Raw genomic sequence first — 22,892 nt, 5'->3', positions numbered from 1 at the left:
CTACGCGGAATCCTTTCAATTTCTGCATAGCCACTAAAAATCAACCTCTGACCTTCAGTTTCTAAGCGATTGAGTCGCATTTTTACCCCATCTAGGTCAAAGCGATCCAAATCGACCATATTATCTAAAATTTCCGCTAGTGCTAGGCTTAGTGTTTGTGATATTTCTTTTTGGGCTTCTGGTACTTGGTCAAGCTCAATTTTGGGATCTTTAAAAGCAATCCGCCGACGCTTTTCTACAGAAAGGCTTAAAGTCATTTGCAGTGGGATCAGTTCTCCACTGTTTAAATCTGCCTTAGCTGACAGTCGCAGACAATTTTGTGGTAATAGCTGTACTTGCACCTCGGTAAACGATACTGGCTTACCACCGGATAATTCTGTTAATGCAGGTACAGAGAGATTAACTAGGCGTTTCTTGACTAGTTCAGCGTTAAAAGCTTGGTTGATCCCGTCTTCCGATAATACTATTTGAGCGATCGCCTGAGTTGGCTGCTTGAGATTTAATTTTCCACTCAAAACTGCACCAAAGTCAATAGCCACCGCGTCTGTCTCAAAAGACATCTCTTCTACAGCAAAATCTCTACGGATAACCAAGCCACGTCCACTCATTTTGAAACTATCAATGCTGCCTTGCAACAGTTTGCTGGAGGGATAGCAGCGCACAAGGACTTCTACCGACTCGCTTTGGGTGAATAAGTGGCGAATCGTTTGGCTGGCGACCGTATTGAGCATTTTTTCGCCCCAATCAGTGCCTTTAGGATCTTGTAAACCAGTTAGTCCGCCGAACATTTGGTTGTGGGTCTCTAGAAGTTCTTTGTACTTTTGTAACAAAATGTGAACAATACGGCAAGCGATCCCGTGATTAAATATGCTGATAGTCTGACTTGGGATAACTGATGATAGAGAAGCGATCGCTTTTGGTAAGAAAGAAGCAGAGAAGTCAACCCCCTTTGGGGGAAGTTAAAAATCAAAAATATTCATCCCTCTGTTACCTATCACCTATCACCTAATTTTTCCCATTCGGTCGTTGAATAATTGTCTCTACTACCCGCCGCTTGGCTTTGGGGTCAATTCCGACCAAACGCACGTATTCACCGTTATATTCAGCTAAAAAAGTTTCCAAAGCGGAGATAGCGTCAGATTCAGCATCAATGTGAATAGTACCGCAACTCTGCCAAGAACCAGTGCGGAAGCGGCGTTCATCTACGTGTTCAAAATTAATTTGATGACCTTGAGATAAAATTTGCCGGATTTGTTCTTGTGTCTCTAAACTCAAGTGGGTACTACTAGCACTCTGGTGTTTTGGCGAACCATTAGGTGAAGGCTGACTCTTTGGTGTAACTTCAGGTGGTGGTGCGGGTTGATAACCTCTACCTCGATTCAGACGATTGTATTCATCCACTAACTGGGAAGTTTCTACTCGTTGTTGTTCACCCACGATGAATTTCCCGGACTCGATTAAGTGAGAGAGGTTAAAATTGGGCTTTTTAAATGCTGGTGGGCCTTCTAAGCTATTCACGACACGTGAAGATATACTCTCATACCCTATTTGATGGATAAATTCACGAATTTGTTCATCGTAAATGCGCGATCGCAATGCACTATAGAAATCAATGGATTGATTGGGAAATGTATCAACTAGTTGTTCAATTTCCCTGGGTGAGATTCCATCTTCGGCAAAAATCCCGCCAACAATCCCCACTTTGTCATCACGGTTAGGATCCCAATAAAACTTCTCCATTCGTCCATCCCGAATTAATGGCGCATAGAGTGTGGAAAAATCATTACCTGTAACAATAATGGGGACGCGTCTTATCGGGTTCGAGTCATAGCTTCCAGGTAACTGCACATCTGTAGGATTATCAGCAATATTCATCAGTGTGGCATTCACCAACTGAGTATTTACAGTGTATTGAGTCCCTTCGTCAAAGCGTCCCGCACCTGCATCTAAATCATTAATCATCAGTACGCACATTTTACCGCGTACTTTGATGAGTTCGGCTGTTTCCCGATAGCGTAGGCGGATTAACCGTGCTGGATCTCCCGCATCTGGACTTTCCAATTCACCGCCAGATATGAGTGTGACTTCTATACCCATCTTTTCAAAAGCTAACTCACATTGAAAGGTTTTTCCTTCGCCTTTGCGCCCGTGAATTCCCAAAATCAACGGTACTCTAATACCAGGAATATTCAAGAAGTTTTTAGTGATGTGAACAGCAAGTTTGTCTAGAAAGCGCGGAGCAATATAATAAGCCACAAATTTATCCCTGGTTAATATTTATTAGAATTAATGTTAAGTTTTTTTGGTGTTCAATGTTTATTTATCTTTCGGTAGAATTTAAAAAGTTCTACCATAATCGTTGTATAGGATAGGTATCAAAAATTGCATCCGCACTGAGGATAGGTATATTTTCTGCGATAGCTTGTGCAATTAACATTCTGTCAAAGGGGTCACGATGATGTAAAGGTAGTTGGGAAACAGTACTAACATGACTAATTTTTATATCTAGTAAACTAAAGTTATTGAGACTCATTTGCTGTGTGATGAACATCTTCAATGGCAGATTAAAGTTCAGCTTACCTAAACTTTGTTTAATCCCTATTTCCCAGATACTAGCTATAATCAAAAAAATTTGATTGTTCTCATCATTGATTAGTTTTATTACTTGATTACTTAGTTTTGAGTCATCTGTTACATACCAAATAAAAGTATGTGTATCAATTAGCCACATCATCACATATAGTTCCGAAAATCTTCTAAAGGTTCATCAAAGTCATCGGATATTGTAATTAAACCTTTGGCACTTCCAGGTTGGCGGCAGCGTTTAATTGGCAATACAGGAGTTAATTTTACAACAGGTTGATTATCTTTAATGATGATAATTTCCTCACCCTCAAGTGCTGCATCAATCAAGTCTGACAAATGTTGAGATGCTTCAGCTAAAGTAATTTGTGTCATAATTTTTGCCTTTGAATAGTAAAGTCAGGTTTCGATATTGTTCTGAATTTCTACTTTAAGTTTATCGATGCTCAAATTCGTGGCGGATGAGCTTGTCTCCACTTTCTAAGGATGGAATACACTTTTACCAAAGCTTTTTTCTACCGATGATGTCATTAGCCGATTCCTCAAATGAGTGTCGCTGCATCTAGTATAGGCAATTTTTATCTAAACCAATTTATCCACGCATCCCAATTGTCAACAATTTGGGCAAATTCTCTATAACCTGCGGCTCTAGGATGTGCGCCATCATAATTTCTGGCTTCTTCTAACCAAATATTGGACTTATTCAATATGGGAAAAACGTTAAGATAAGGAACATTTAATTCATGACAAATTACTGCAAATTCTTCAGATAAATTAGCAATTCTTTGATTTTGTTTCTCATCGCCACACGGTGCAGTGCTAATCATTAAAACAGGATATAACTGTTTAGCTTCACTCAAAATGCTATGGATATTTTCCAATGATTCTGTGATATCAACACGAGGTTGACCTTTTTCGATAGTTGTGTCGTTTGCTCCAAAGGAAAATACTACCCTACCATCGTATTCTTTGGGTAAACGATACGAAACTTCTCTGAACCAACGATGTCTCAGTTCTGTACTCGTTTCCCTCCTTACGCCTAAATTATAGTAGGTGATATCATGACCTTTTTTATTAGCATTTACACATATTCTACCTGTCCAACCCAAGCATTCTGGATCACCTGTGCCATTAACAAATGATTCGCCCAGAAAGCAAATTCTGATTTGTGATATATGTTTTAAATTCATGAATAAAATTTTATGGTGTTGTGAAACTGTAGAGACGTTGCATTGCAACATCTTTACTAGTGCTAGTGAGTCAAGTTTAAAAGCAAGTTTGTAGTAAGGACTTTAGTCCTGATTTTTCTAAGGACTAAAGTCCTTACTACGAACAATAAAAAAGAGAGGCATTTAATCTTACCTCTCTTATCTAAATTGCGTTAACAAAAACAAAGGTATTAAAAGTTTTACCTTTTTACCTTGTTTAGTATCTGCTGGGTTTGTGAACAATGAAGCTGAGAACTTGACACTGCTTGATGTTGTCAAAACCTACAACACGAACGTAGCAGTTACCATATTGAGAACGACAAGCTTGTACTTCACCCAGAACTTCTTGAGTGGATTTAGCACCGAACAAAGGCAATTTCCACATTGTCCAGAAAAGTTCGGTAGGTTCAGAAGTTTCGTTAAACTCAACTGCTGGGATGTAACCTTGAGTGAGGATGTACTGAACCTGTTTGGCGATTTGAGCATCGCTGAGGGGGGGAAGATAAGAAAGGGTTTCGTAACGACGCTCTTTTGGTAAAGTTTGCATGGCTGTTGATAATGGGGTGGGATTTTTGTAGTACGTTGACCAACTAACTGGATAAGTTATCCAAGTTCGTATCTGAGTTGGTTGGCTGTTCTGCTGGTGGACTGGGTTGGTATGTGTCTATGCTTGTAATCCGCTCTAGATGCTGGCGACGTTTTTCTATGTTGGCTTTTTGAATGCCAGTCAGAACCATTTCAGGTAAAAATTCTGTAACTTCCTCGGCAATGTGTTCTCTGACAGTCATAATTCGTAATGCTAAATCTGGCTGCTCACGAAAAAGCTGCTCAATGTATGCTTCTCCGTCCTGAATTTTACCTGCGGAGAAGTTTTGCAGCCAATATGCCAACGGAGGATTAGTTTCGCTCAGCTGTGCCAGAACCGTCCTTAGTGCCTGATAAGTCAGGTAACTTTGGAGAGTCTTGGCTGTGTCTTTCGCAATTTGCTTGAGATCCATGCTTGACCCAGCCCCTCTAAAGTATGAAGTACAAAGGATGAAGAGATTTTTGTTTAACCTTCATCCTTACACCTTCAGGCTTTATCAGACGGTATCCATTGCCTCAAACTCGAACTTGATTTCCTTCCATAGTTCACAAGCAACGGCTAGTTCTGGAGACCACTTAGCCGCTTCGCGGATAATGTCGTTACCTTCACGAGCCATGTTACGTCCTTCGTTACGAGCTTGGATACAAGCTTCCAGAGCTACGCGGTTAGCGGTTGCACCAGGAGCGTTACCCCAGGGGTGACCAAGTGTACCACCACCAAATTGTAGTACGGAGTCATCACCGAAGATTTCTACCAACGCGGGCATATGCCATACGTGGATACCACCGGAAGCAACTGCCATTACACCAGGCATAGAAGCCCAGTCTTGGGTGAAGTAGATACCGCGAGACTTGTCTTGCTCAACGTAGTTTTCACGCAACAGGTCAACGAAGCCCATTGTGATGCCGCGTTCGCCTTCCAATTTACCAACAACTGTACCGGTGTGAATGTGGTCACCACCAGACATCCGCAGGGTTTTAGCCAATACACGGAAGTGAATACCGTGGTTCTTTTGACGGTCGATAACGGCGTGCATCGCACGGTGAATGTGCAGCAAAATACCGTTCTTACGACACCAATGAGCCAAGGTGGTGTTAGCTGTGAAACCTGCGGTCAGGTAGTCATGCATGACGATGGGCATTTTGAGTTCTTTAGCGTACTCAGCCCGTTCCAACATTTGCTCGCAGGTAGGTGCGGTGACGTTCAAGTAGTGACCCTTGATTTCGCCGGTTTCTGCTTGTGCTTTGTGGATGGCTTCTGCTACAAACAAGAAGCGATCGCGCCAACGTTGGAAAGGTGCAGAGTTAATGTTTTCGTCATCTTTGGTGAAGTCCAAACCACCACGTAAACATTCGTATACAGCACGACCGTAGTTCTTAGCAGACAAACCTAGTTTGGGTTTGATTGTACAACCCAACAAAGGACGACCGTATTTGTTTAATTTGTCACGCTCAACTTGGATACCGTGAGGAGGACCTTGGAAAGTCTTCAAGTATGCTACGGGAATCCGTAAGTCTTCTAAACGCAATGCGCGCAAAGCTTTAAAACCAAATACGTTACCTACAATCGAGGTCAACATATTGGTGACAGAGCCTTCCTCAAACAAATCTAGAGGATAAGCAACGTAAGCGATGTATTGGTTGTCTTCGCCTGCAACTGGTTCGATGTCGTAGCAACGACCTTTGTAGCGATCTAGGTCGGTAAGTAAGTCTGTCCATACAGTGGTCCAAGTACCAGTGGAAGACTCAGCAGCTACAGCAGCACCTGCTTCTTCTGGTGGAACTCCGGGTTGGGGAGTCATCCGGAAAGCAGCAAGAATATCTGTATCTTTAGGTGTGTAATCAGGTGTGTAATAAGTTAGTCTGTAATCTTTAACCCCGGCTTGATACCCAGATTTAGCCTGAGTTTTCGTTTGAGCGTACGACATATTTATCCTTCCAAGATGTCACTCTTTTTATTTATCAAATCACGTTTTGTGTAAATTTTTCTCACGTTCGCTCTACCTGACTATCAGCAAGGAGAAAAACAGGAAAATTCTTTTGCTAATCGCTACCTTCGCGCTAGGCAGAAAGTATGACTTATATCCCTGAATTCCAGATTATTTAGGAAATTGGGCTATTTTTCACGATTTTCCGCCCATACTTTCCTGATGTCTTCCTGATTTACGGGAAACATTGAACAGGAGAGAATTTGCTTGACGCAAAATCCAGTAGAGTGATGAGCGAAAGATCAAAATTGCACACCGCGTAATTTGTAACTTGTCTCACAATATATCAAGAAATTGCATAAGTTAAACTTTGAAAGTTTTTAACTTATTGATTTGAATTTGTTATTACATAAATTTTTAAACATTTTGTTACAATGACTTTACAAAAGTATTCTTTAGTTGTAGAGAGTGCTGTTAGCGGTAGCGCGGCGTTTAGCCGGTGTTGATTGAATTTTGTAGCTTGCTTTGCTACGCAACGCTACCGCGAACGCCGAATGAGTATTTTGAATTTTGAATTGTTTCTCCCCTCGCTTCTCCGTTCTACCTGTTTAAAAACTACCAACTGCGGGAAAACTGAGATCAATTGTTAGCTAGCCAGTTTAGGCAATGGCTATAGGTATTGTCTCTAAAGGGAATTTCGCCGTGGTATTATTTCACAAGCAGACTAGTTTACTGATTACTTCAATATTGTTGGGGTTAATGGTTGTGCCAAATATTTCAGTCAAGGCACAAACAACCTCTAAGGTTAATTCTGTTAATCCGTCAGATTTAGCCCCTTCTTATCCTGCAACTGCGCCACCATCAAGAGTAGCCCCCTTACCAGATGAACGGGAGTTGGAAGAGCGTTCAGTAGAAACTGATTATCGTGTTAGTAACTTACTAGCAGATTTTGCAGGTAATCTTTGGGTGGGTTCTTGGCGGGGATTATCTCGCGTTGACTCTAAAACGGGGAAAATTTTGGCGCGTGTTAGTCTACCTAATACTGCCATTGGTGCTTTAGCACAAGACAAAGTAGGGCGGTTGTGGGTAGGCAGTTATGAAGGTTTGATACGAGTAGAACCGCGTACCAATGAAATTACAGCCCAGAATTTATTTTTGCCTTCCAAGCGGGTTTTGTCATTGCTTGTTGACAGGCGAGGTTATTTGTGGACTGGAACTGACAATGGTTTAGCTTTAATTAGTCCCGACCAAGGTTTAATTATGACCACAGTCAAGAATTTGCCTGGTGTGAGTGCGAACACTCTGACTTTAGATGCAGAAGGTCAACTGTGGGTTGGGACTTTAGATGGTTTAGTACGAGTTAATACCGCCAGTGCATTGATTATGAAGCGAATCAATGATTTACCCGGTACGACAGTACAAGCTTTAGCTATTAGTCCAGAAGGGTTAATTTGGGCGGGAATGCCTAATAATTTACTAGTAATTAATCCCAAAACTGGAATAGTGTTACGTTCTGTAGCTCGATTGCGAGGCAAGAATGTGACAGCAGTTCGTTTTGCTAAAGATGGTAGTGTGTGGGTAGGGACTCACAATGGTTTGTTACGATTAAATCCAAATACAGGCGCGGTGTTAGATGAAGTAGCCGGACTTCCGTCTAGTCGAGTGCTGACGATTGTACCCGACGTTGCCAATAAATTATGGATTGGCACGACTGAAGGTCTAGCTTGGTTAATGCCGACAATGAAGAGTGCAACACCTCATCTAGCTTTCAGTCGTGCTGTGAAATGAGGAAGCAGGTGATAGATGACTGGTGACAGTTTTCTCCTGTAACCTACAACCTGTAACCTGTCACCTGTAACCTCTATGGCAATTACTACGCAACAATTAATTCAATTCAAACAACAGGGACGCGCAATTGTGGCGTTGACTGCTTGGGATTATGCGATCGCTCATATTCTCGATGCAGCTGGTGTAGACTTAATCCTGGTGGGAGACTCGATGGCGGCAGTTCTGGGGTACAAAAATACGCTGCCAATTACCCTAGAAGAAATGCTGCACCATGCCAAAGCTGTATGTCGGGGGGTAAAACGTGCTTTGGTGGTGGTGGATTTGCCGTTTTTGACCTATCAAGAAAGTATCCAACAAGCGATACGCTCGGCTGGGCTAGTATTAAAGGAAACAGGAGCGCAAGCCGTCAAACTAGAAGGTGGTTATCCCGCAATGGTGGAGACTGTGACGCGGTTGGTGCAGGCGGGAATTCCGGTGATGGGTCATGTAGGTTTGACACCGCAGTCAGTACATCAGTTGGGTTTGCGACAACAGGGGAAGACTGAGGAAACAGCTGAGAAAATTTTACACGAAGCGATCGCACTGGAGCAAGCGGGTGTATTTGCGATCGTTTTAGAGCATATACCCGCAGATTTAGCAATGCAGATTACACAAAAACTTACCATTCCTACAATTGGTATTGGTGCAGGTTCTCATTGTGATGGTCAAGTTTTAGTCACTTCAGATATCCTGGGATTATCAGAAAAACAACCACCATTCGCTAAAGTTTATACAAATTTGCGGGAAACAATCACCAAAGCTGTGCAAGATTACGCTATAGAAGTACGCGAGCGAAAGTTTCCATAATATTAACGTATTGGGCATCGTCTCCCTTGTCTCATTTCTTGAGAATATATTTATGGTTTTACAAATCAGCCCCACCCAAAAAGAATTAAATGTCTCCTGGGAAGCACTCCCAAGTGATTTTATTTTACCTGACGACCCTGTGGAAAATATTCAGCAACCTCCTCTTGCAGCAGCACTGACAGATACTTTAGGTTCTAACGGACGCATTCAACCCGAAATGCTCATCGGCTCTAATTTTGGACTAGTAGCGACAGTTAATAAAAAAATCGTTGTCAAAGCACCTGATTGGTTTTATGTACCGCAAGTACAACCTGTAGCAACCGATGTAATTCGTCGTAGTTACACACCCCATTTAGAAGGCGCGGCTGTGTCTGTGGTGATGGAATTTCTCTCAGATACGGAGAATGGAGAACTATCAGTACGCTCCAGTCCCCCATACGGTAAACTCTATTTTTATGAAAAGATTCTCCAAGTTCCCACCTACGTCACCTACGACCCCTACGAACTGATTTTAGAAGTACGCTGCTTGCAGGATGAAAAATATGTTTTGCAGCCACCAGATACTAACGGGTATTTTTGGATTCCTGAGTTGGAATTATTTCTGGGAATTTGGCAAGGTGAAAGACTTTGCCAAACTATGAATTGGCTACGGTGGTGGGATGGAGCAGGAAATTTATTGTTGTGGAGCAACGAGCAAGCAGAACAAGAAAGTCAACGTGCGGATAGATTAGCTGCTAAGTTGCGTGAGCTAGGTGTTGACCCTGATGCGATCGCCTAATGCTATCAGGGAATAATTAATTATAGACTCCCTGTGGCAGCAAGTACGCGATCGCTAATTAAAAGCAGGGAAAATCAACACCAAATTGCATGAAGCAGCAAAAGAATCAATTCAGCCATCTTACGGCGATTGAAAGAAACTACCTGTCATTCCCTGCACAGTTGTTATTAAATCAAAATCTACTACAAGGCAAAATATTAGATTTTGGTTGTGGCTTTGGTAATGATGTTAAATTATTACGACAAAAAGGCTTTGATATTACAGGCTATGACCCTTACTATTTTCCCCAATACCCTCACAATAAATTTGATACGATAATTTGCTTTTATGTTTTAAATGTTTTATCTCCTGAAGAACAAGCGAATGCGATGATGGAAATAGCCCATTTATTAAAACCAGGAGGTAAAGCTTATTATGCTGTTAGACGGGATTTAAAAAAAGAAGGTTTTAGAGAGCATTATGTGCATAAAAAGCCTACATATCAATGTATTGTAAAACTTCCCTTCAATTCCATTTATCTGGATGAAATGCGGGAATTATATGAATACATTCATTATAATCATCAGCGACATTCAGATAATTATTGTATATTTTGCAATCCACGTAAAAATCTAAATTTATTAACTGAATCAGCAACAGCCTATGCAATTTTTGATGCTTATCCTATCAGCAAAGGACACGTTTTAGTAATTCCTAAGCGTCATGTGAGTAATTATTTTGAGTTACCATTTCCAGAGCAATCTGCGTGTTGGTTAATGGTGAATAAAGTCCAAGAAATTATTAAAGCTGAATTCACACCCGATGGTTTTAATGTAGGGATGAACATCAATCGCGCTGGAGGGCAAAATATTATGCACACTAGTATTCATATCATTCCTCGTTACCAAGTTGATAGTGTTGGTGTAAAAAGTGGCATTAGGAATGTTATTCCTAAAAGAAAATGAGTAAGTCGGCGTTAATAAACCTAACTATCTTAATTAATGTAAAGTTATTGTGATCGAGTTCGTAGTAAGGAACTTAGTCTGAAAAGAAGGAATAAAGTCCTTACTACAAACCTTTAATTATTTACTTCTGTTGAATACAAGATAGTTTTTACCTATCTATTGTTGTCTTGGAGTTCGTTAGCACTTCTCTTAGCTGTGTCTGGGTACACAGAACCCCATTGCTTTAAAGCTTCGCCAGATTCTTTAGCAATTCTTTTAGCTCTTTCACCAGGAGCATCTTCCGTTTGACGCGCTTCTTTATTCCATTCTCCTGTGGTTTTGGGTCTATCAGCATCATCCTGATGTACAACTTTGTCTAGTCTTCTAATGACAGTATCGCGGCTACGTCCAGTATCAATGTTAGAATTTAAGCTTGTTGTTAGCACTAAAAAACCAACTAAGGCAATAGCAAAAAACCGCTTAAATTCAAAGGTTTGAGATATAACTTTGATCAAATTAATTGCCTTAGTAAATAAATTCTTCATCGTTACACTCCATTAATTAAAGGTGAATAATTTTCAAGTTGGCAGAAATGTATTGCTTAGTTAATAAGCTTAACTAGGGATGACATTCAGTAAAAGCATATTGCTTACATCGCCCATTTAGCTGCCATTCACTATTTAAAATTAGAGGTAAAAAGCTAGTTATTCATCTAACAAAAGTTAGAAATTATTTTATAGATTAAGGAAGTTTTTTAAACATACTTTATATAGTAAGTAAATCGGTTTTCATATTTCAAAGTATGTTAAGAAATTTTAATGTAGGGTATGTTGTCGCACAGCACAGCGCAACGCACCGTCAACAATTCAAGCTAAGTTAGCCTTGCCACGCCACTATAATTTAATGTTTACTACACCCTTAAGATTGAGCAAATACATTTGCTTGCTTAACTTGTAATAAATCTAATTCTCGTGCAAATATTTCGTCAATCGGTAACATTTGACCATCTGTAGTCATAAATTTATGGTCTTTTGTCGCCCGAATAATTGACCCATCTTCTAAGCAATATTCAAACACTTCTTGTTGACCACGATTATGCCACTGAGCAATGGGTCGAGTGTAAACAGTGCCATTACTATCAACAGTATATACTGTACATTCAATTTGTTTTTCTACAATTTTACCAATGGGTAAAAAGCCATATTCAACTGTTAAAATTTCCGTTTCATAACTTAGACAATATTCAGCGAATTTTAACATATCTTCAAATAGCTGTTCGGCTACTTGCTTTTTCACGCCGTTTTTAGTTGACCCATCAATAAATTTTTCTTGCTGCTTCTGCATCTCAGAAACTTTCTTTTTACCCATAGCACGGCGCAGCAAGTCGGCTTGTCCTAAAGAATAGCCAGCCATATCTTGAGCAATTTTCATGATTTGCTCTTGATAGACCATGATGCCATAGGTTTCATTTAATATGGGTTCTAAAATCTGGCTGTCATAATCAATATTTTCTCTGCCATGTTTACGGTTAATAAATTTAGGAATTAATCCTGCATCTAAGGGGCCTGGTCGATATAGTGCCAAGATGGAAGAAATATCTTCAATATTGGAAGGTTTCAAATCTCGGACTATCTGCTTCATCCCTGAAGATTCTAACTGAAATATTCCTTCTAATTCCCCTGATTCTAATAATTCATAGGTTTTTTGGACATCTTTAGGCAGAGTTTTATGCTCACCTTTAGCTAATATTTTTTGGGCTTTGCGTTCTTGATTGGTAATTTCATAGGGGTCAACTGTAAAACCATGATTTTCTTCAATTAAATCAATGGTTTTTTGAATCATGGTTAAGTTTCTTAGACCTAAAAAGTCCATTTTCAACAAACCCATTGATTCCAGGTCTTCCATGAAATATTGCGTAATTACAGACCCGTCATTATTTCTTTGCAGTGGGACTATTTCATCTAATGGGTCGGCAGAAATTACTACCCCGGCGGCGTGAACTCCAAAGGTTTTGTTCGTCCCTTCAATTCGCATCGCCATATCCAGCCAACGGCGCACAATGGGGTCATTATCATATTTTTCTTTAAACTCTGGTGCTGGGGTAGCATCAGAAATCATCACTTTGAGTTTAGTTGGTTTACCCCGCACCACCGGAATCAGTTTCGCCATTTTGTCGGATTCCCCATAGGGAATATTTAATACTCTGGCGACATCTTTTAATACTGCTTTAGAAGTTAAACGGTTAAAGGTGATAATTTGCGCGACTTTATCTTTACCATATTTATCAGTTACATAATCAATCACTTTATCCCGTTGTTCAATACAGAAATCTGTATCAATATCCGGCATTGATTTACGTTCTGGATTCAAAAATCGCTCAAATAGTAAACCGTGATGCACTGGGTCAATATTAGTAATTCCCATTGTATAGGCGACTAGTGAACCTGCGGCTGAACCACGTCCAGGCCCCACGGGAATATTATTATCTTTAGCAAATTTGATGTAGTCCCACACAACTAAAAAGTATGTGGAGAAACCCATCTGTTGCAACATTTTTAGTTCATATTCCAGTCTTTCTTTGTAGACTTGATCAACTTCGCTGCGGGATTTGCGATTTAATCTTTCTAATAGTCCTTGCCAAGAAACTTCTTCAACGTAAGTATCAGCAGTGTGACCAGCCGGAATGGGATAATTAGGAATACGCGGCTCACCCATAATTTGGTAAGGCTCGACTTTATCTGCAACTTCTTCAGTTGTGGCGATCGCTTCCGCAATGATATCATCTGGTAAGTGGTCACGAAATAGTATCTGCATCTCCTCCGCAGATTTCAGATACTCTGTGCCGCTATAACGCATCCGATTCTCTTCACTAATCAGCTTGGCTGTTTGAATACACAGCAAAGCATCGTGTGCTTCTACGTCAAAACAAGAAATAAAATGAGAGTCATTGGTAGCAATAAATTTTATATTTAATTCTCTGGCTATTTTGACAATTTCGACGTTAACAATGCGGTCTTCTTGCGAGCCGTGGTCTTGAATTTCTAAATAAAAATCATCCCCAAATACATCTTTATACCACTGAGCTACTTTCCTGGCTGCATCTGGTCTACCACTCATGATTGCTTGAGGAATTTCTCCACCTAAGCACGCACTAGTAACTATTAAACCTTCACGATATTGTTTTAATAATTCTTTGTTAATACAAGGGCGAGAAAAAATACCTTTGCCTTGTACACCGTTAAGGTGAGAAATTGTAGTTAGTTTAACTAAGTTTTTGTAACCTTTATTATTTTTAGCTAACACAACTTGATGATATTTAGGACGGCGTTCCTGCTTTTCGATATCGCCGTTAATGATATACATCTCGTTGCCAATAATTGGCTTAATATTCTGACTGCGGCAGACTTTCAGAAGTTCGACAGCACCATACATCACACCATGATCAGTGATGGCGATCGCTTTCATCCCCAGTGCGATCGCGCGATCAATCAAATATGGTAGCTGACTTGCACCATCAAGCAGACTGTAGTCACTGTGAATATGTAAAGGTACAAAGGACATACGAAGTAATTAAAAATTAAAAATTAAAAATGAAAGAAATTACTGATGCCAAGCATCCTGGCTCTTAGTACTATGCAATTTTAAAGCACAAATCTCTGGGGAGAATGATTTTGTCACCAACAGCATCCTAGGTTAACGTGTTTACGAAAATTTCACTTCCGCATCTAGTGTATTAAGAGTTACATTAATCATGAGTTCTTCTGCCTCTACACCCCATAAACCCTTACACCCCTATCCCCTAACGCCTGAAAATGCAAAAAGCCACGTTCTATAGACGAGGCTTAGTTTGCAATATGTAGTTAGTGTAGGTGATTTTGAAAATCTAATGCTGTTGTGGCCCTTTAGCATCACATTCTCTATACCAGCAACGTTCTAAAAGTCCAATGCGCCAGCTATAAGCAAAACGACGGGGATTGAGTTCTAATCTAGAATCACGGCTAAATAACGGTTGGTTGAGGTACTGCCAAAGAGGAAATTTAATTTTGTCGTGTTTATCAGCCATAGTGAGGAACAAAGTAGTATAAAAACTGTTTGGCAATACTTATCGCTGGGGAAAAACACTGCCAGATACTGATTTTCTTGTTAAAGATGCCATGATATACATTCAATTGTCCTGGTGGCAATTGCGGAATTTTACTTAAATATTTCTGCCACATTTAGAAGACTGACAGTTAAACTAAAAGTTCCAAAGCAGAGCATTTATACTTATAGCTACTATCGGTTAGTTAAGCACTACCAGTAGAGCTTTGATGGCACATGAGGGTAGTTGGATTTAAGTTGCTCTAATTCTTTTTTGCTCAGATAATACTGAGAAATAGTTGTATAAACGCTATAAAAAGTTTACAAAACTATATTTTATTAACAGCATTATTCTGAAACTACAAGCGATCGCCATCAAGAATTAATGATGCACGCAAGATATTTAATTTTTTTAACTCAAGTATAAAAATGTTACTGGATTTTCAGAATTCATATAGTAATCATTACAGTCTAAATTGAGGAAAGCAAGAGGTTCAACATTAAACTTTGTTATGTAGATAAATGTATTTTTTGATGTATTTATTTTTAACAATTAAATGAGTAAGGTGCATTTTTCGTAGGGGAGCAAATTCTTGCGCCCCCACAATTATAGATTCCATGCAGCTAAAATCAGATTACAGCAGTTCAAAGCGGGCTTGAAAGAAGCGGAGATATTTAGGTTCGTAAATCATCTGCATTCCACCCAGGCGATCGCGATTGTAATATACTTCATCAACGGCTTCAGCTGTTAAATCCATGTGGGCTTGAGTATAAACACGGCGCGGAATCGTCAAACGCACCAATTCTAAATCTGGATAATAATGGTCGCTTGTATCTTTGTTGCGGCCGGCGGAAACAATACCCCGTTCCATAGACCGAATTCCAGCTTCTACATATAATTCTGCTGCTAGGCGTTGGGCGGGAAATTGGTCTTGGGGGATGTGGGGTAAAAAGCGTTTGGCATCTAAATAAATCGCGTGACCACCAATGGGCATCACAATGGGAATATTCCAATCTATGAGTTTCTGACCGAGATATTCAACTTGTCCAATACGGGCGCGGATATGATCATCTTGGACTGATTCTTCAATTCCCCGCGCCATCGCTTCCATATCGCGTCCAGCCATACCGCCATAGGTATGTAAGCCTTCGTAGATGACTACGCGATTACGGGCTTCTTCGTAAGTATCAGGATCATTAAGTGCCAACCAACCGCCGATATTGACTAGGGAATCTTTTTTCCCGCTCATTGTGCAACCGTCAGTGTAAGAGCAGAATTCCCGTAAGATAGTAGCGATCGCTTGATGACGATAATCCGGTTCTCGCTGTTGGATAAAATACGCATTTTCTACAGCGCGGGTAGCATCTAAAATTACTCTAATGCCATGATTTTGAGCTATTTGGAATACTTCCCGCATATTAGCCATAGAAATTGGCTGTCCGCCAGCCATGTTCACAGTCCCCGCCACACTAATGTAAGGAATGCGTCCCGCACCAACTTGGCGAATTAAATCTGTGAGCTTTTCTAGATCAATATTGCCCTTGAAGGGGTGCAATGATTTAGCATCATGGGCTTCATCAATAATCACATCAATAAATGTACCGCCGGCTAACTCTTGATGTAGCTTAGTCGTGGTGAAATACATATTGCCGGGGATGTAGTCACCTGGTTTAATCAGAATCTGCGACAGAATATTTTCTGCACCCCGTCCTTGGTGGGTGGGGACAATATAGCGATAACCGTAATATTTCTGGATATTTGCTTCTAAGTGATAAAAGTTTTTACTACCCGCGTAGGCTTCATCCCCCATCATCATCCCCGCCCACTGGGAGTCACTCATGGCAGATGTACCACTATCTGTAAGTAAGTCTATGTAGACATCTTCCGAACGTAATAAAAAAGTATTGTACCCAGCTTCGGCGATCGCCTGCTCACGTTCAGCGCAAGAGGTCATTTTTAATGGTTCAACCACCTTGATTTTGTATGGTTCTGCCCAGGAACGGCGGCGACGTGGTGAATTGTGCTTAGTATCAGTCATACATTAATAACTCCCGTATTCAGACGCGCGGTTTGTGCATACTATTTTGGTAGCTATAATCTCAAGTGGCAAATACTGTTACAAATATTGCGATTTTAGGGGTTTCCCAGAAATAAATTATCCATCTTATGGGGTGGGCAAAACTCCCTACTCCCTATTCGTAATATTCAGATGGGCATTGGGCATTCTGAAAAAATCTACCTTGTCTACCTCCAGTCCCCAGTCCCCAGTTCCCAATCCCCAGTCCCCAGTTATTTAATTTTGAATGCAAGAATTTTGAATTGATTTGTCCCCTAGCCGTGATAATGAGAAGGTTCGTAAATTCTGCCCCATTCTGGTTTGTAAGTTTGCAATGCTCGCATATACTGAGCGCGTTCAAAGGCACTGGGGTTAGGACAGTTTTTCTGGCTCATGCTGCCTTGAAGCTGTTGTACAGATTCATATTCGTGTTGTTCCATCCATTCGCGCATTTCCTGTTCTATACATCGAATATGGTTGATACCATGTCGTAATAAAACAGAACACAACATGGTGACGTTTGCGCCAGCCATGAGCATCTTTAAAACATCATGGGCAGTATGAATACCACTGGTAGCAGCTAAATCAGCATTGATACGACCATAAAGAATGGCAATCCAGCGCAGGGGTAAACGCATGGCTTGGGGGGTGCTTAAAAGCACGTTGGGTTGAACTTCTAGGGTTTCTAGGTTAATATCTGGCTGGTAAAAGCGGTTAAATAACACCAAGGCATCAGCCCCAGCATCATCGAAACGCTTTACCATGTTTGCCATATTGGTAAAATAAGGACTGAGCTTAACTCCTACAGGAATGGATATGGCAGCTTTGACTACCTTTAACATATTGATATAGCTCTGCTCTATCTGCTCGCTTGTCAGTTGTGGATCAGTATGTACAGAGTAAATATTTAATTCCAGTGCTGCTGCACCGGCTTGCTCAATCATTCTGGCGTAGTCAGTCCAGCCATCTAGTGAAGAACCGTTGAGGCTGGCGATAATGGGAATTTTCACCTTTTGTTTGGCTTTGTAAATCAACTCCAGATATTCGTCAGGGCCTAGACGGAAGTTTTCTGGTTCAGGGAAATAGGTTAAAGACTCAGGAAAGCTTTCTGTACCATAGGTCAGATGATGATGCAGTTCGTAACTTTCCATGCTTAACTGTTCTTCAAACAGCGAAGGAAGTACGATCGCGCCTGCACCAGCATCTTCTATCCATATAATGTTATCAATTTCTCCTGTCAGGGGAGATGCTGACGGCACAAGTGGCGATCGCAACTGTATCCCCATATAACTAGTTTTTAAGTCCATTATGAATATCTTTCCTGTTATTTAATCAGATTTACGAATAAATAAAATTTCTCAAAATAATTACTAATTTTTAGTTCGTAAGTTGTCATTGAGTTTTTAATTATGAATTAGTAACTACCTCTCACTCCTATACCCTTCGCAGATGAACTAGCTGGTTGTTGAGTCGCATTTGCAATTTATCGCGCTGCTAAATATTGATACATTTGCCACCGGATACTGACATCATTTTGCGCTTCTTGGAGTAATTGTTTAGCTACTTCTGGGTTAATTTTTGTTAACATCTTGAAGCGGTTTTCTCAATACATTGACTCTTCTACAGGTAGCTTTGGAGTATGTGAGTCAAGTTGGAGGGGATTTTTACCTTGTTTAACTAGGTCTGGATGATAGCGATACCACAACCATTTGCCAGAATCAACGGACGCTTTTTGATTCTGCATGGCTGTACCATCACATATTTACCGCATTGAATGCAGACATTGGTATCCCATACCGGGATTTCTTGAGCAATATTGCGTTTTTCTCATTTTGCCGTCCCCGTGAGATATGTGCCGTCAACAGGTAAAGCACTGATAGGTAACTCACCCCCTGCACGGGCAATGATTTTACCCAGTACATCGCGGACAAATTCTGGGGCGTTGTCGGAAATAGTTGTACGCTTGGCACAGTACCCCAAATATTTGGTCTACCCTCACTAGCCCAAGCATCCGCTCATTCAGCCATCGGTGAAGAAGGTGTAATTGGATAAATGGCGATGACTTCATTTAGTCGATAGACAACTTGAGCTACAGCCTGATTACCGTCTATAGTTGCAAAGTGTCTCTTGTTCATCTTGTTGTCCTTAGAGATTTGGGAACTACGGACTGGGGATATTCCTTTTTAAAGTTAGGCAGAAAATCTGAGGAACTTGTGAGGAGAATATTTCACACATGATATTGCTCTAGCCTCTGGTTTTCTATTAGGTGAGATCGGAACGTTTAAACCACAGAGGCACATTCACAGAGCGTCCCGCAGGGAAGCCACAGAAAAATAATCAGAGATTTCACAGGACTACCCCTAGCTTCTAACTCTGCAACACCAAAAAAAATTCTCCTGTTGGCAATTTCCTCACAAGTTCCTCAACTTGTTGACATAAGTTTAAAAGTGTAGAAAACGTCAGCCGTAATTTGGATAATCTCAATAGCTTGCTTCATACTTAAATTGCTTATAAATATACTTCAGTAAGCATCTATTTCTTATCCTGCTTTAGACAATATTTTGTTTACAAGGAAGTAATTTCTGTAGTCAAAAATTTGTAGCAGTTAGCTTATGAGAATCCAACATCGCTATTGAGTTCATCGAAAGGCAATGCTGGCTTTCCTGCTTTACTATTTTGATCTAAAAATACGATATTCACAGCATTTTCTGCCCATGTCTGCCATGTTAAATCACAATTATCTAAAAACCATAATTTTAGCAATGTATCATTTCTGTAATCAACCACTTCTTACTACGGAAAGAGTGTTGAATCCCATCAGGTTTTGGCACAATTACCAAAATCGGCAGAGGTTGGAGAAATGTTGGAATTATGACCTAATTCAGTGGTTCGAGATATGTTGGAATATGAGTGAAAATGCCCTGATCAAATAGCTGCCATTAGACAATAATTTTCCATCAAGGTTTAATACCAATTTAAAAGGAGAAACATTTATGAATACCTCTAAAAATTTACTCCAAAAAATTCAAACATTAGGACAGCAAGTAATTAACTATCTCTCAGGTGGTGTTGCAAGAATCTTTGGTGTGAGAGATGATGACTACCCTGCAACAGGTGTTCAGCCTTTTGAGGGGGATATACCAGAAAAACAAGATTTTTAAACATGAAAATTCGTAGTAAGAACTCAGGCAGAAATTTTAAGTAATTATTCAGCCCTGAGTTCTTACTATTAAAGTTATCTGCAAAATTGATGACTGACTATTAGCAAAGTGGTGATATGGATATCGTCAGAAAAATTAACAATGAATTATCTGTCGCAGGGCAAATTACCCCAGAGCAATTTCCTCAAATTCTTGCTGATGGTTATAAGTCTATAGTAAACCTGCGATCGCCTGATGAAAAAGGCTGGTTAGATGATGAAAAAGATAAACTGGAATTTCTAGGATTGCATTATCTCAATTTACCTACCACAGTTGATGAAATTAACCATCAAAGTACACTCCAGGTCTTAAACATCATTAATGAGTTACCTAAACCTGCTCTGATTCATTGTGATAACTCAATACGTTCAGCAGTAATAGCACTATTGTATATTGCTACCAAACAAGGTATCACTTTTGAAAAAGCAATTGAATTAACAGCTAATTTAGGATTAATATAATCTGATTTACTGAAGTTTAATCAAATATTTAATTATTTTTTATTTATCTTGCGCTTCCTACTTTATTTCCTAAAAACCTTATAATTCCATTATTTTGAAGATATTAGTATTCTGACTGTCGCCAATAATTTACTATTCTTATATCATTCTGTGTTGCAGGATACAAATCAACTTAAAATTTCATCTATGTCTAAAGTAGTAGTTGCTTGATGCTAGTGATGGAAGTATAGCTCTAAACTTTTCGTTATTCTTGAGAGTTAGTAACCTATATCCAGTAATTTCTCATGAGATTGGTTTTACACAATTCTTCAAATAATATCTGCTGGTGATATTGATTTAATGGTGATTTTTAGTGGTTTAATAATTATGCTGGCTGTTTTATAATAAGTTCTAGAATTGCCTAACTCTTAGGATAAATGTAGATTTGCACTTTACTTCAAGTTTCACAATTCGCAGCTTTAGGGTAGATGCAGTTGCTTTATCTATTAATTAAGTTGGTTGATCTATTCCAGGGCTGCTACTAAGTCGTGAGCATCTAAAGTGAATATAGAATTATTTATCCAACAAGCGGAAGCACTACACAAGCAGCTAGCAGATTTGTACCAAACTGCTAGCGTTTTACCGTGGATTCCGCCTGACTTACTACCGCAAGCTTTTAAGGAACTCTATAGTAACTCTAAAATGGTACAGTTAGCGGCGGAAGAACTTTATCAACAAAATGAGGAACTCTTACAAACAAGAAATAAGTTAGAAGCAGAACGCTTATATTATTACAATTTATTTGAATTTGCACCAGATGCCTATTTTGTTACTAATTCAGAAGGCATTATTCAAGAAGTTAACCTAGCCGCAGCTAAATTGCTGAATATTCCCAAGCAGACTTTATACAGTCAATCGATGATTAGCTTCATCCGCATCGAAGAACGAGAAAGTTTTCGCAGTGAACTAAACCAGCTATTTCAGTCTGATAGAGATAAAGAGTTAGTATTGCGTTTACAGCCAGATGATGGTGAACCTTTTGATGGGGCTTTTACAGTAGCCGTAGTTCGTAATCATCACGGTAAACCAACATCTTTACGCTGGTTACTGCGTCAGATTAATCAACATCAGCAACAGGGTGTAGGATTAATCAATCGTGAAAAGTTTATCAGTGAAGATCGTCCAGTATATACGTATACCAAGGGTGAAGATATTCCCCTGAATCCTTTAGTACTTTTCTATATTTGCCAAGGTTTAGTGAAATTAAATACTTTCTGTGAAACAGGGGGAGAAATTTTAGTAGGTTTAGCGACACCACAAATGGTATTTAGCTCTAGTATGACATCTTTACCTATTTATCAAGCTACAGCTTTGTCAGATGTAGAGTTGGTATCTATTCATGTAACTGAAGTAGCTTTGAATCCCGTACTCAGTCATATTCTGTCACCAAAAATCAATCAACGGTTAAAGCAAACTGAATCCTTGTTAGTTATTTTTGGCAAACGACGAGTAGAAGATAGGTTGCATCATCTTTTACAGTTTTTGAAACAAGAAATTGGTGAACCAGTAGCGGAAGGAACTCGTTTAAATGTTCGCTTCACTCACGAAGAGATTGCTAGTGCGTGTGGTACTACTAGAGTCACAATTACAAGATTGATAGGTAAATTGCAACAACAAGGACTAATTAGTTTTGACGCGAAAAAACACATGATACTCAGGGAGTGCTGTTAGCGGTAGCGGGGTGTTTAGCCCGTGGGGAGTAGGAGGAAAAGAGAGACAAGTTAGAAATTTCCCCCAATTCCCAATTCCCTAACTAACAATGTAAGGTGAGTTAATTGCCGCTACACGACGAGCATCTACTAAAGCTTGGTACACTATGGCTACTACCTCTGCGCGTGTAGCATCGCGGGTAGGATTGAGTAGTTTGGCATTGGGATAATTGACGATTATTTTCTTTTCTATGGCTTTGGCTACCTGATCTTTACCATAATCAGGAATTTTGGCATAATCGTCAAAAAGTTTGATGGTGTTGGTAACGTTAGTAGATAAACCCAACCCTAGTCCATTGACTAGGGAGACTATCACTTGTACACGCTGAATATTCTGGTTGGGTTTAAAAGTTCCATCGGGATAACCAGCAAGGAATAGACCTTGATACGCCTGTACGATAACCTTTAATGCCCAGAAATTTTCAGGTACATCTTTAAATCTGATGACAGCGCGATTTGGTGGTGGGTTAAAAGCTTTAACTAATAAGGCGGCATATTGTCCGCGTGTCATCGTGGCATCAGGTTTAAATGTACCATCTGGAAACCCTGCTACTATTTCCTGTTTGACTAATTCTCGAATAAATGGGGCTGCCCAATGATTACCAATATCCTTTAAGTCTATAGGAGTTGGAGTTGGAGTTGGAGTTGGTGTCGGAGTTGGTGTCGGGGTTGGTATCGGGGTTGGTGTCGGTGTTGGTATCGGGGTT

22 protein-coding genes and 2 pseudogenes are annotated in these 22,892 nt (G+C 40.0%); 7 read left to right on the top strand and 17 right to left on the bottom strand.

Annotated features, from left to right (window positions below):
• The 8 genes from VB693_RS03815 to VB693_RS03780 all read right to left on the bottom strand — a co-directional run.
• The coding region (locus tag VB693_RS03815; RefSeq protein ID WP_323265114.1) for a DUF2993 domain-containing protein at window positions 1–788 on the bottom strand (788 nt) is incomplete at its 3' end.
• A gap of 217 nt (window positions 789–1,005) precedes the next feature.
• Window positions 1,006–2,256, bottom strand: a complete 1,251-nt coding sequence (locus tag VB693_RS03810) for a ribulose bisphosphate carboxylase small subunit (protein ID WP_323265113.1) — start codon at window positions 2,254–2,256, stop codon at window positions 1,006–1,008.
• 91 nt (window positions 2,257–2,347) lie between these two features.
• Window positions 2,348–2,734: a type II toxin-antitoxin system VapC family toxin gene (locus VB693_RS03805; RefSeq protein ID WP_323265112.1), complete on the bottom strand. Its 387-nt coding sequence runs from the start codon at window positions 2,732–2,734 to the stop codon at window positions 2,348–2,350.
• Window positions 2,734–2,958: a type II toxin-antitoxin system Phd/YefM family antitoxin gene (locus tag VB693_RS03800; RefSeq protein ID WP_323265111.1), complete on the bottom strand. Its 225-nt coding sequence runs from the start codon at window positions 2,956–2,958 to the stop codon at window positions 2,734–2,736. Before VB693_RS03800 ends, VB693_RS03805 begins: the two co-directional genes overlap by 1 nt.
• Window positions 2,959–3,161: 203 nt before the next feature.
• The gene (locus tag VB693_RS03795; RefSeq protein ID WP_323265110.1) at window positions 3,162–3,773 is read right to left on the bottom strand and encodes a GDSL-type esterase/lipase family protein; all 612 of its coding nucleotides are present in this window, start codon (window positions 3,771–3,773) and stop codon (window positions 3,162–3,164) included.
• A 235-nt stretch (window positions 3,774–4,008) separates the two neighbouring features.
• Entirely contained in the window at window positions 4,009–4,338 is a 330-nt protein-coding gene (locus tag VB693_RS03790; protein ID WP_190705415.1) for a ribulose bisphosphate carboxylase small subunit, read from the bottom strand.
• A 43-nt stretch (window positions 4,339–4,381) separates the two neighbouring features.
• On the bottom strand, window positions 4,382–4,789 hold the full coding sequence (gene rcbX, locus VB693_RS03785; RefSeq protein ID WP_190705412.1) for a RuBisCO chaperone RbcX: 408 nt from the start codon (window positions 4,787–4,789) through the stop codon (window positions 4,382–4,384).
• 84 nt (window positions 4,790–4,873) lie between these two features.
• A complete protein-coding gene (locus VB693_RS03780; RefSeq protein ID WP_237989057.1) occupies window positions 4,874–6,304 on the bottom strand; it encodes a form I ribulose bisphosphate carboxylase large subunit in 1,431 nt (476 codons plus the stop codon).
• 666 nt (window positions 6,305–6,970) lie between these two features.
• Between VB693_RS03780 and VB693_RS03775 the strand changes: the two genes are divergently transcribed.
• From VB693_RS03775 to VB693_RS03760, 4 genes are all read left to right on the top strand, one after another.
• Window positions 6,971–8,092: a ligand-binding sensor domain-containing protein gene (locus VB693_RS03775; RefSeq protein ID WP_323265109.1), complete on the top strand. Its 1,122-nt coding sequence runs from the start codon at window positions 6,971–6,973 to the stop codon at window positions 8,090–8,092.
• A 75-nt stretch (window positions 8,093–8,167) separates the two neighbouring features.
• Window positions 8,168–8,938: a 3-methyl-2-oxobutanoate hydroxymethyltransferase gene (gene panB / locus VB693_RS03770; protein WP_323265108.1), complete on the top strand. Its 771-nt coding sequence runs from the start codon at window positions 8,168–8,170 to the stop codon at window positions 8,936–8,938.
• Between the two features lie 52 nt (window positions 8,939–8,990).
• Window positions 8,991–9,716, top strand: a complete 726-nt coding sequence (locus VB693_RS03765) for a Uma2 family endonuclease (protein ID WP_323265107.1) — start codon at window positions 8,991–8,993, stop codon at window positions 9,714–9,716.
• 89 nt (window positions 9,717–9,805) lie between these two features.
• Complete coding sequence (locus tag VB693_RS03760) at window positions 9,806–10,660, top strand: bifunctional class I SAM-dependent methyltransferase/HIT family protein (RefSeq protein ID WP_323265106.1); 855 nt, start codon at window positions 9,806–9,808, stop codon at window positions 10,658–10,660.
• Between the two features lie 152 nt (window positions 10,661–10,812).
• On the opposite strand, the gene VB693_RS03755 is transcribed toward VB693_RS03760, so the two are convergent.
• The 8 genes and pseudogenes from VB693_RS03755 to VB693_RS03720 form a co-directional block, all read right to left on the bottom strand.
• Window positions 10,813–11,184, bottom strand: a complete 372-nt coding sequence (locus VB693_RS03755) for a hypothetical protein (RefSeq protein WP_323265105.1) — start codon at window positions 11,182–11,184, stop codon at window positions 10,813–10,815.
• A 373-nt stretch (window positions 11,185–11,557) separates the two neighbouring features.
• Window positions 11,558–14,200: a DNA polymerase III subunit alpha gene (locus tag VB693_RS03750; protein WP_323265104.1), complete on the bottom strand. Its 2,643-nt coding sequence runs from the start codon at window positions 14,198–14,200 to the stop codon at window positions 11,558–11,560.
• Between the two features lie 322 nt (window positions 14,201–14,522).
• Window positions 14,523–14,702, bottom strand: coding sequence for a hypothetical protein (locus tag VB693_RS03745; RefSeq protein WP_190705392.1), 180 nt, complete (start codon window positions 14,700–14,702; stop codon window positions 14,523–14,525).
• Window positions 14,703–15,354: 652 nt separating this feature from the next.
• On the bottom strand, window positions 15,355–16,758 hold the full coding sequence (locus VB693_RS03740; RefSeq protein ID WP_323265103.1) for a tyrosine phenol-lyase: 1,404 nt from the start codon (window positions 16,756–16,758) through the stop codon (window positions 15,355–15,357).
• Between the two features lie 293 nt (window positions 16,759–17,051).
• Window positions 17,052–18,083 carry a dihydroorotate dehydrogenase-like protein gene (locus VB693_RS03735; RefSeq protein WP_323265102.1) on the bottom strand — a complete coding sequence of 344 codons (1,032 nt, stop codon included), beginning with the start codon at window positions 18,081–18,083 and terminating at the stop codon, window positions 17,052–17,054.
• 176 nt (window positions 18,084–18,259) lie between these two features.
• Window positions 18,260–18,526: pseudogene (locus tag VB693_RS03730) on the bottom strand (hypothetical protein); the annotation flags it as partial.
• Window positions 18,520–18,732, bottom strand: a pseudogene (locus VB693_RS28975) (hypothetical protein); the annotation flags it as partial. The pseudogenes VB693_RS28975 and VB693_RS03730, both read right to left, overlap by 7 nt.
• Before the next feature lie 654 nt (window positions 18,733–19,386).
• Window positions 19,387–19,563: a hypothetical protein gene (locus VB693_RS03720; RefSeq protein WP_323265100.1), complete on the bottom strand. Its 177-nt coding sequence runs from the start codon at window positions 19,561–19,563 to the stop codon at window positions 19,387–19,389.
• A 206-nt stretch (window positions 19,564–19,769) separates the two neighbouring features.
• On the opposite strand from VB693_RS03720, the gene VB693_RS03715 reads away from it, so the two are divergent.
• The 3 genes from VB693_RS03715 (at window position 19,770) to VB693_RS03705 (ending at window position 22,147) form a co-directional block, all read left to right on the top strand.
• Window positions 19,770–19,937, top strand: a complete 168-nt coding sequence (locus tag VB693_RS03715) for a hypothetical protein (protein ID WP_323265099.1) — start codon at window positions 19,770–19,772, stop codon at window positions 19,935–19,937.
• Window positions 19,938–20,053: 116 nt separating this feature from the next.
• A complete protein-coding gene (locus tag VB693_RS03710; RefSeq protein ID WP_323265098.1) occupies window positions 20,054–20,437 on the top strand; it encodes a beta-lactamase hydrolase domain-containing protein in 384 nt (127 codons plus the stop codon).
• Window positions 20,438–20,977: 540 nt separating this feature from the next.
• The gene (locus VB693_RS03705) at window positions 20,978–22,147 is read left to right on the top strand and encodes a helix-turn-helix domain-containing protein (RefSeq protein WP_323265097.1); all 1,170 of its coding nucleotides are present in this window, start codon (window positions 20,978–20,980) and stop codon (window positions 22,145–22,147) included.
• Between the two features lie 78 nt (window positions 22,148–22,225).
• Here VB693_RS03705 and VB693_RS03700 read toward each other — a convergent pair.
• Window positions 22,226–22,892, bottom strand: a 667-nt coding sequence (locus tag VB693_RS03700) for an S-layer homology domain-containing protein (protein WP_323265096.1), incomplete at its 5' end; no start/stop codon positions are given.

It is taken from the genome of Anabaena sp. UHCC 0399, assembly GCF_034931465.1.
GTDB classification, from domain to species: domain Bacteria; phylum Cyanobacteriota; class Cyanobacteriia; order Cyanobacteriales; family Nostocaceae; genus Trichormus; species Trichormus minutissimus.
Note: the sequence above shows the minus strand (reverse complement) of the source record. Positions and strands in the feature narration are given on the sequence as shown.

Coding starts and splice junctions, on each gene's coding strand:
- VB693_RS03805 (WP_323265112.1), bottom strand. CDS start 2,734: ATGATGTGGCTAATTGATACACATACTTTTATTTGGTATGTAACAGAT.
- VB693_RS03800 (WP_323265111.1), bottom strand. CDS start 2,958: ATGACACAAATTACTTTAGCTGAAGCATCTCAACATTTGTCAGACTTG.
- VB693_RS03795 (WP_323265110.1), bottom strand. CDS start 3,773: ATGAATTTAAAACATATATCACAAATCAGAATTTGCTTTCTGGGCGAA.
- VB693_RS03790 (WP_190705415.1), bottom strand. CDS start 4,338: ATGCAAACTTTACCAAAAGAGCGTCGTTACGAAACCCTTTCTTATCTT.
- rcbX (WP_190705412.1), bottom strand. CDS start 4,789: ATGGATCTCAAGCAAATTGCGAAAGACACAGCCAAGACTCTCCAAAGT.
- VB693_RS03780 (WP_237989057.1), bottom strand. CDS start 6,304: ATGTCGTACGCTCAAACGAAAACTCAGGCTAAATCTGGGTATCAAGCC.
- VB693_RS03775 (WP_323265109.1), top strand. CDS start 6,971: ATGGCTATAGGTATTGTCTCTAAAGGGAATTTCGCCGTGGTATTATTT.
- panB (WP_323265108.1), top strand. CDS start 8,168: ATGGCAATTACTACGCAACAATTAATTCAATTCAAACAACAGGGACGC.
- VB693_RS03765 (WP_323265107.1), top strand. CDS start 8,991: ATGGTTTTACAAATCAGCCCCACCCAAAAAGAATTAAATGTCTCCTGG.
- VB693_RS03760 (WP_323265106.1), top strand. CDS start 9,806: ATGAAGCAGCAAAAGAATCAATTCAGCCATCTTACGGCGATTGAAAGA.
- VB693_RS03755 (WP_323265105.1), bottom strand. CDS start 11,184: ATGAAGAATTTATTTACTAAGGCAATTAATTTGATCAAAGTTATATCT.
- VB693_RS03750 (WP_323265104.1), bottom strand. CDS start 14,200: ATGTCCTTTGTACCTTTACATATTCACAGTGACTACAGTCTGCTTGAT.
- VB693_RS03745 (WP_190705392.1), bottom strand. CDS start 14,702: ATGGCTGATAAACACGACAAAATTAAATTTCCTCTTTGGCAGTACCTC.
- VB693_RS03740 (WP_323265103.1), bottom strand. CDS start 16,758: ATGACTGATACTAAGCACAATTCACCACGTCGCCGCCGTTCCTGGGCA.
- VB693_RS03735 (WP_323265102.1), bottom strand. CDS start 18,083: ATGGACTTAAAAACTAGTTATATGGGGATACAGTTGCGATCGCCACTT.
- VB693_RS03715 (WP_323265099.1), top strand. CDS start 19,770: ATGAATACCTCTAAAAATTTACTCCAAAAAATTCAAACATTAGGACAG.
- VB693_RS03710 (WP_323265098.1), top strand. CDS start 20,054: ATGGATATCGTCAGAAAAATTAACAATGAATTATCTGTCGCAGGGCAA.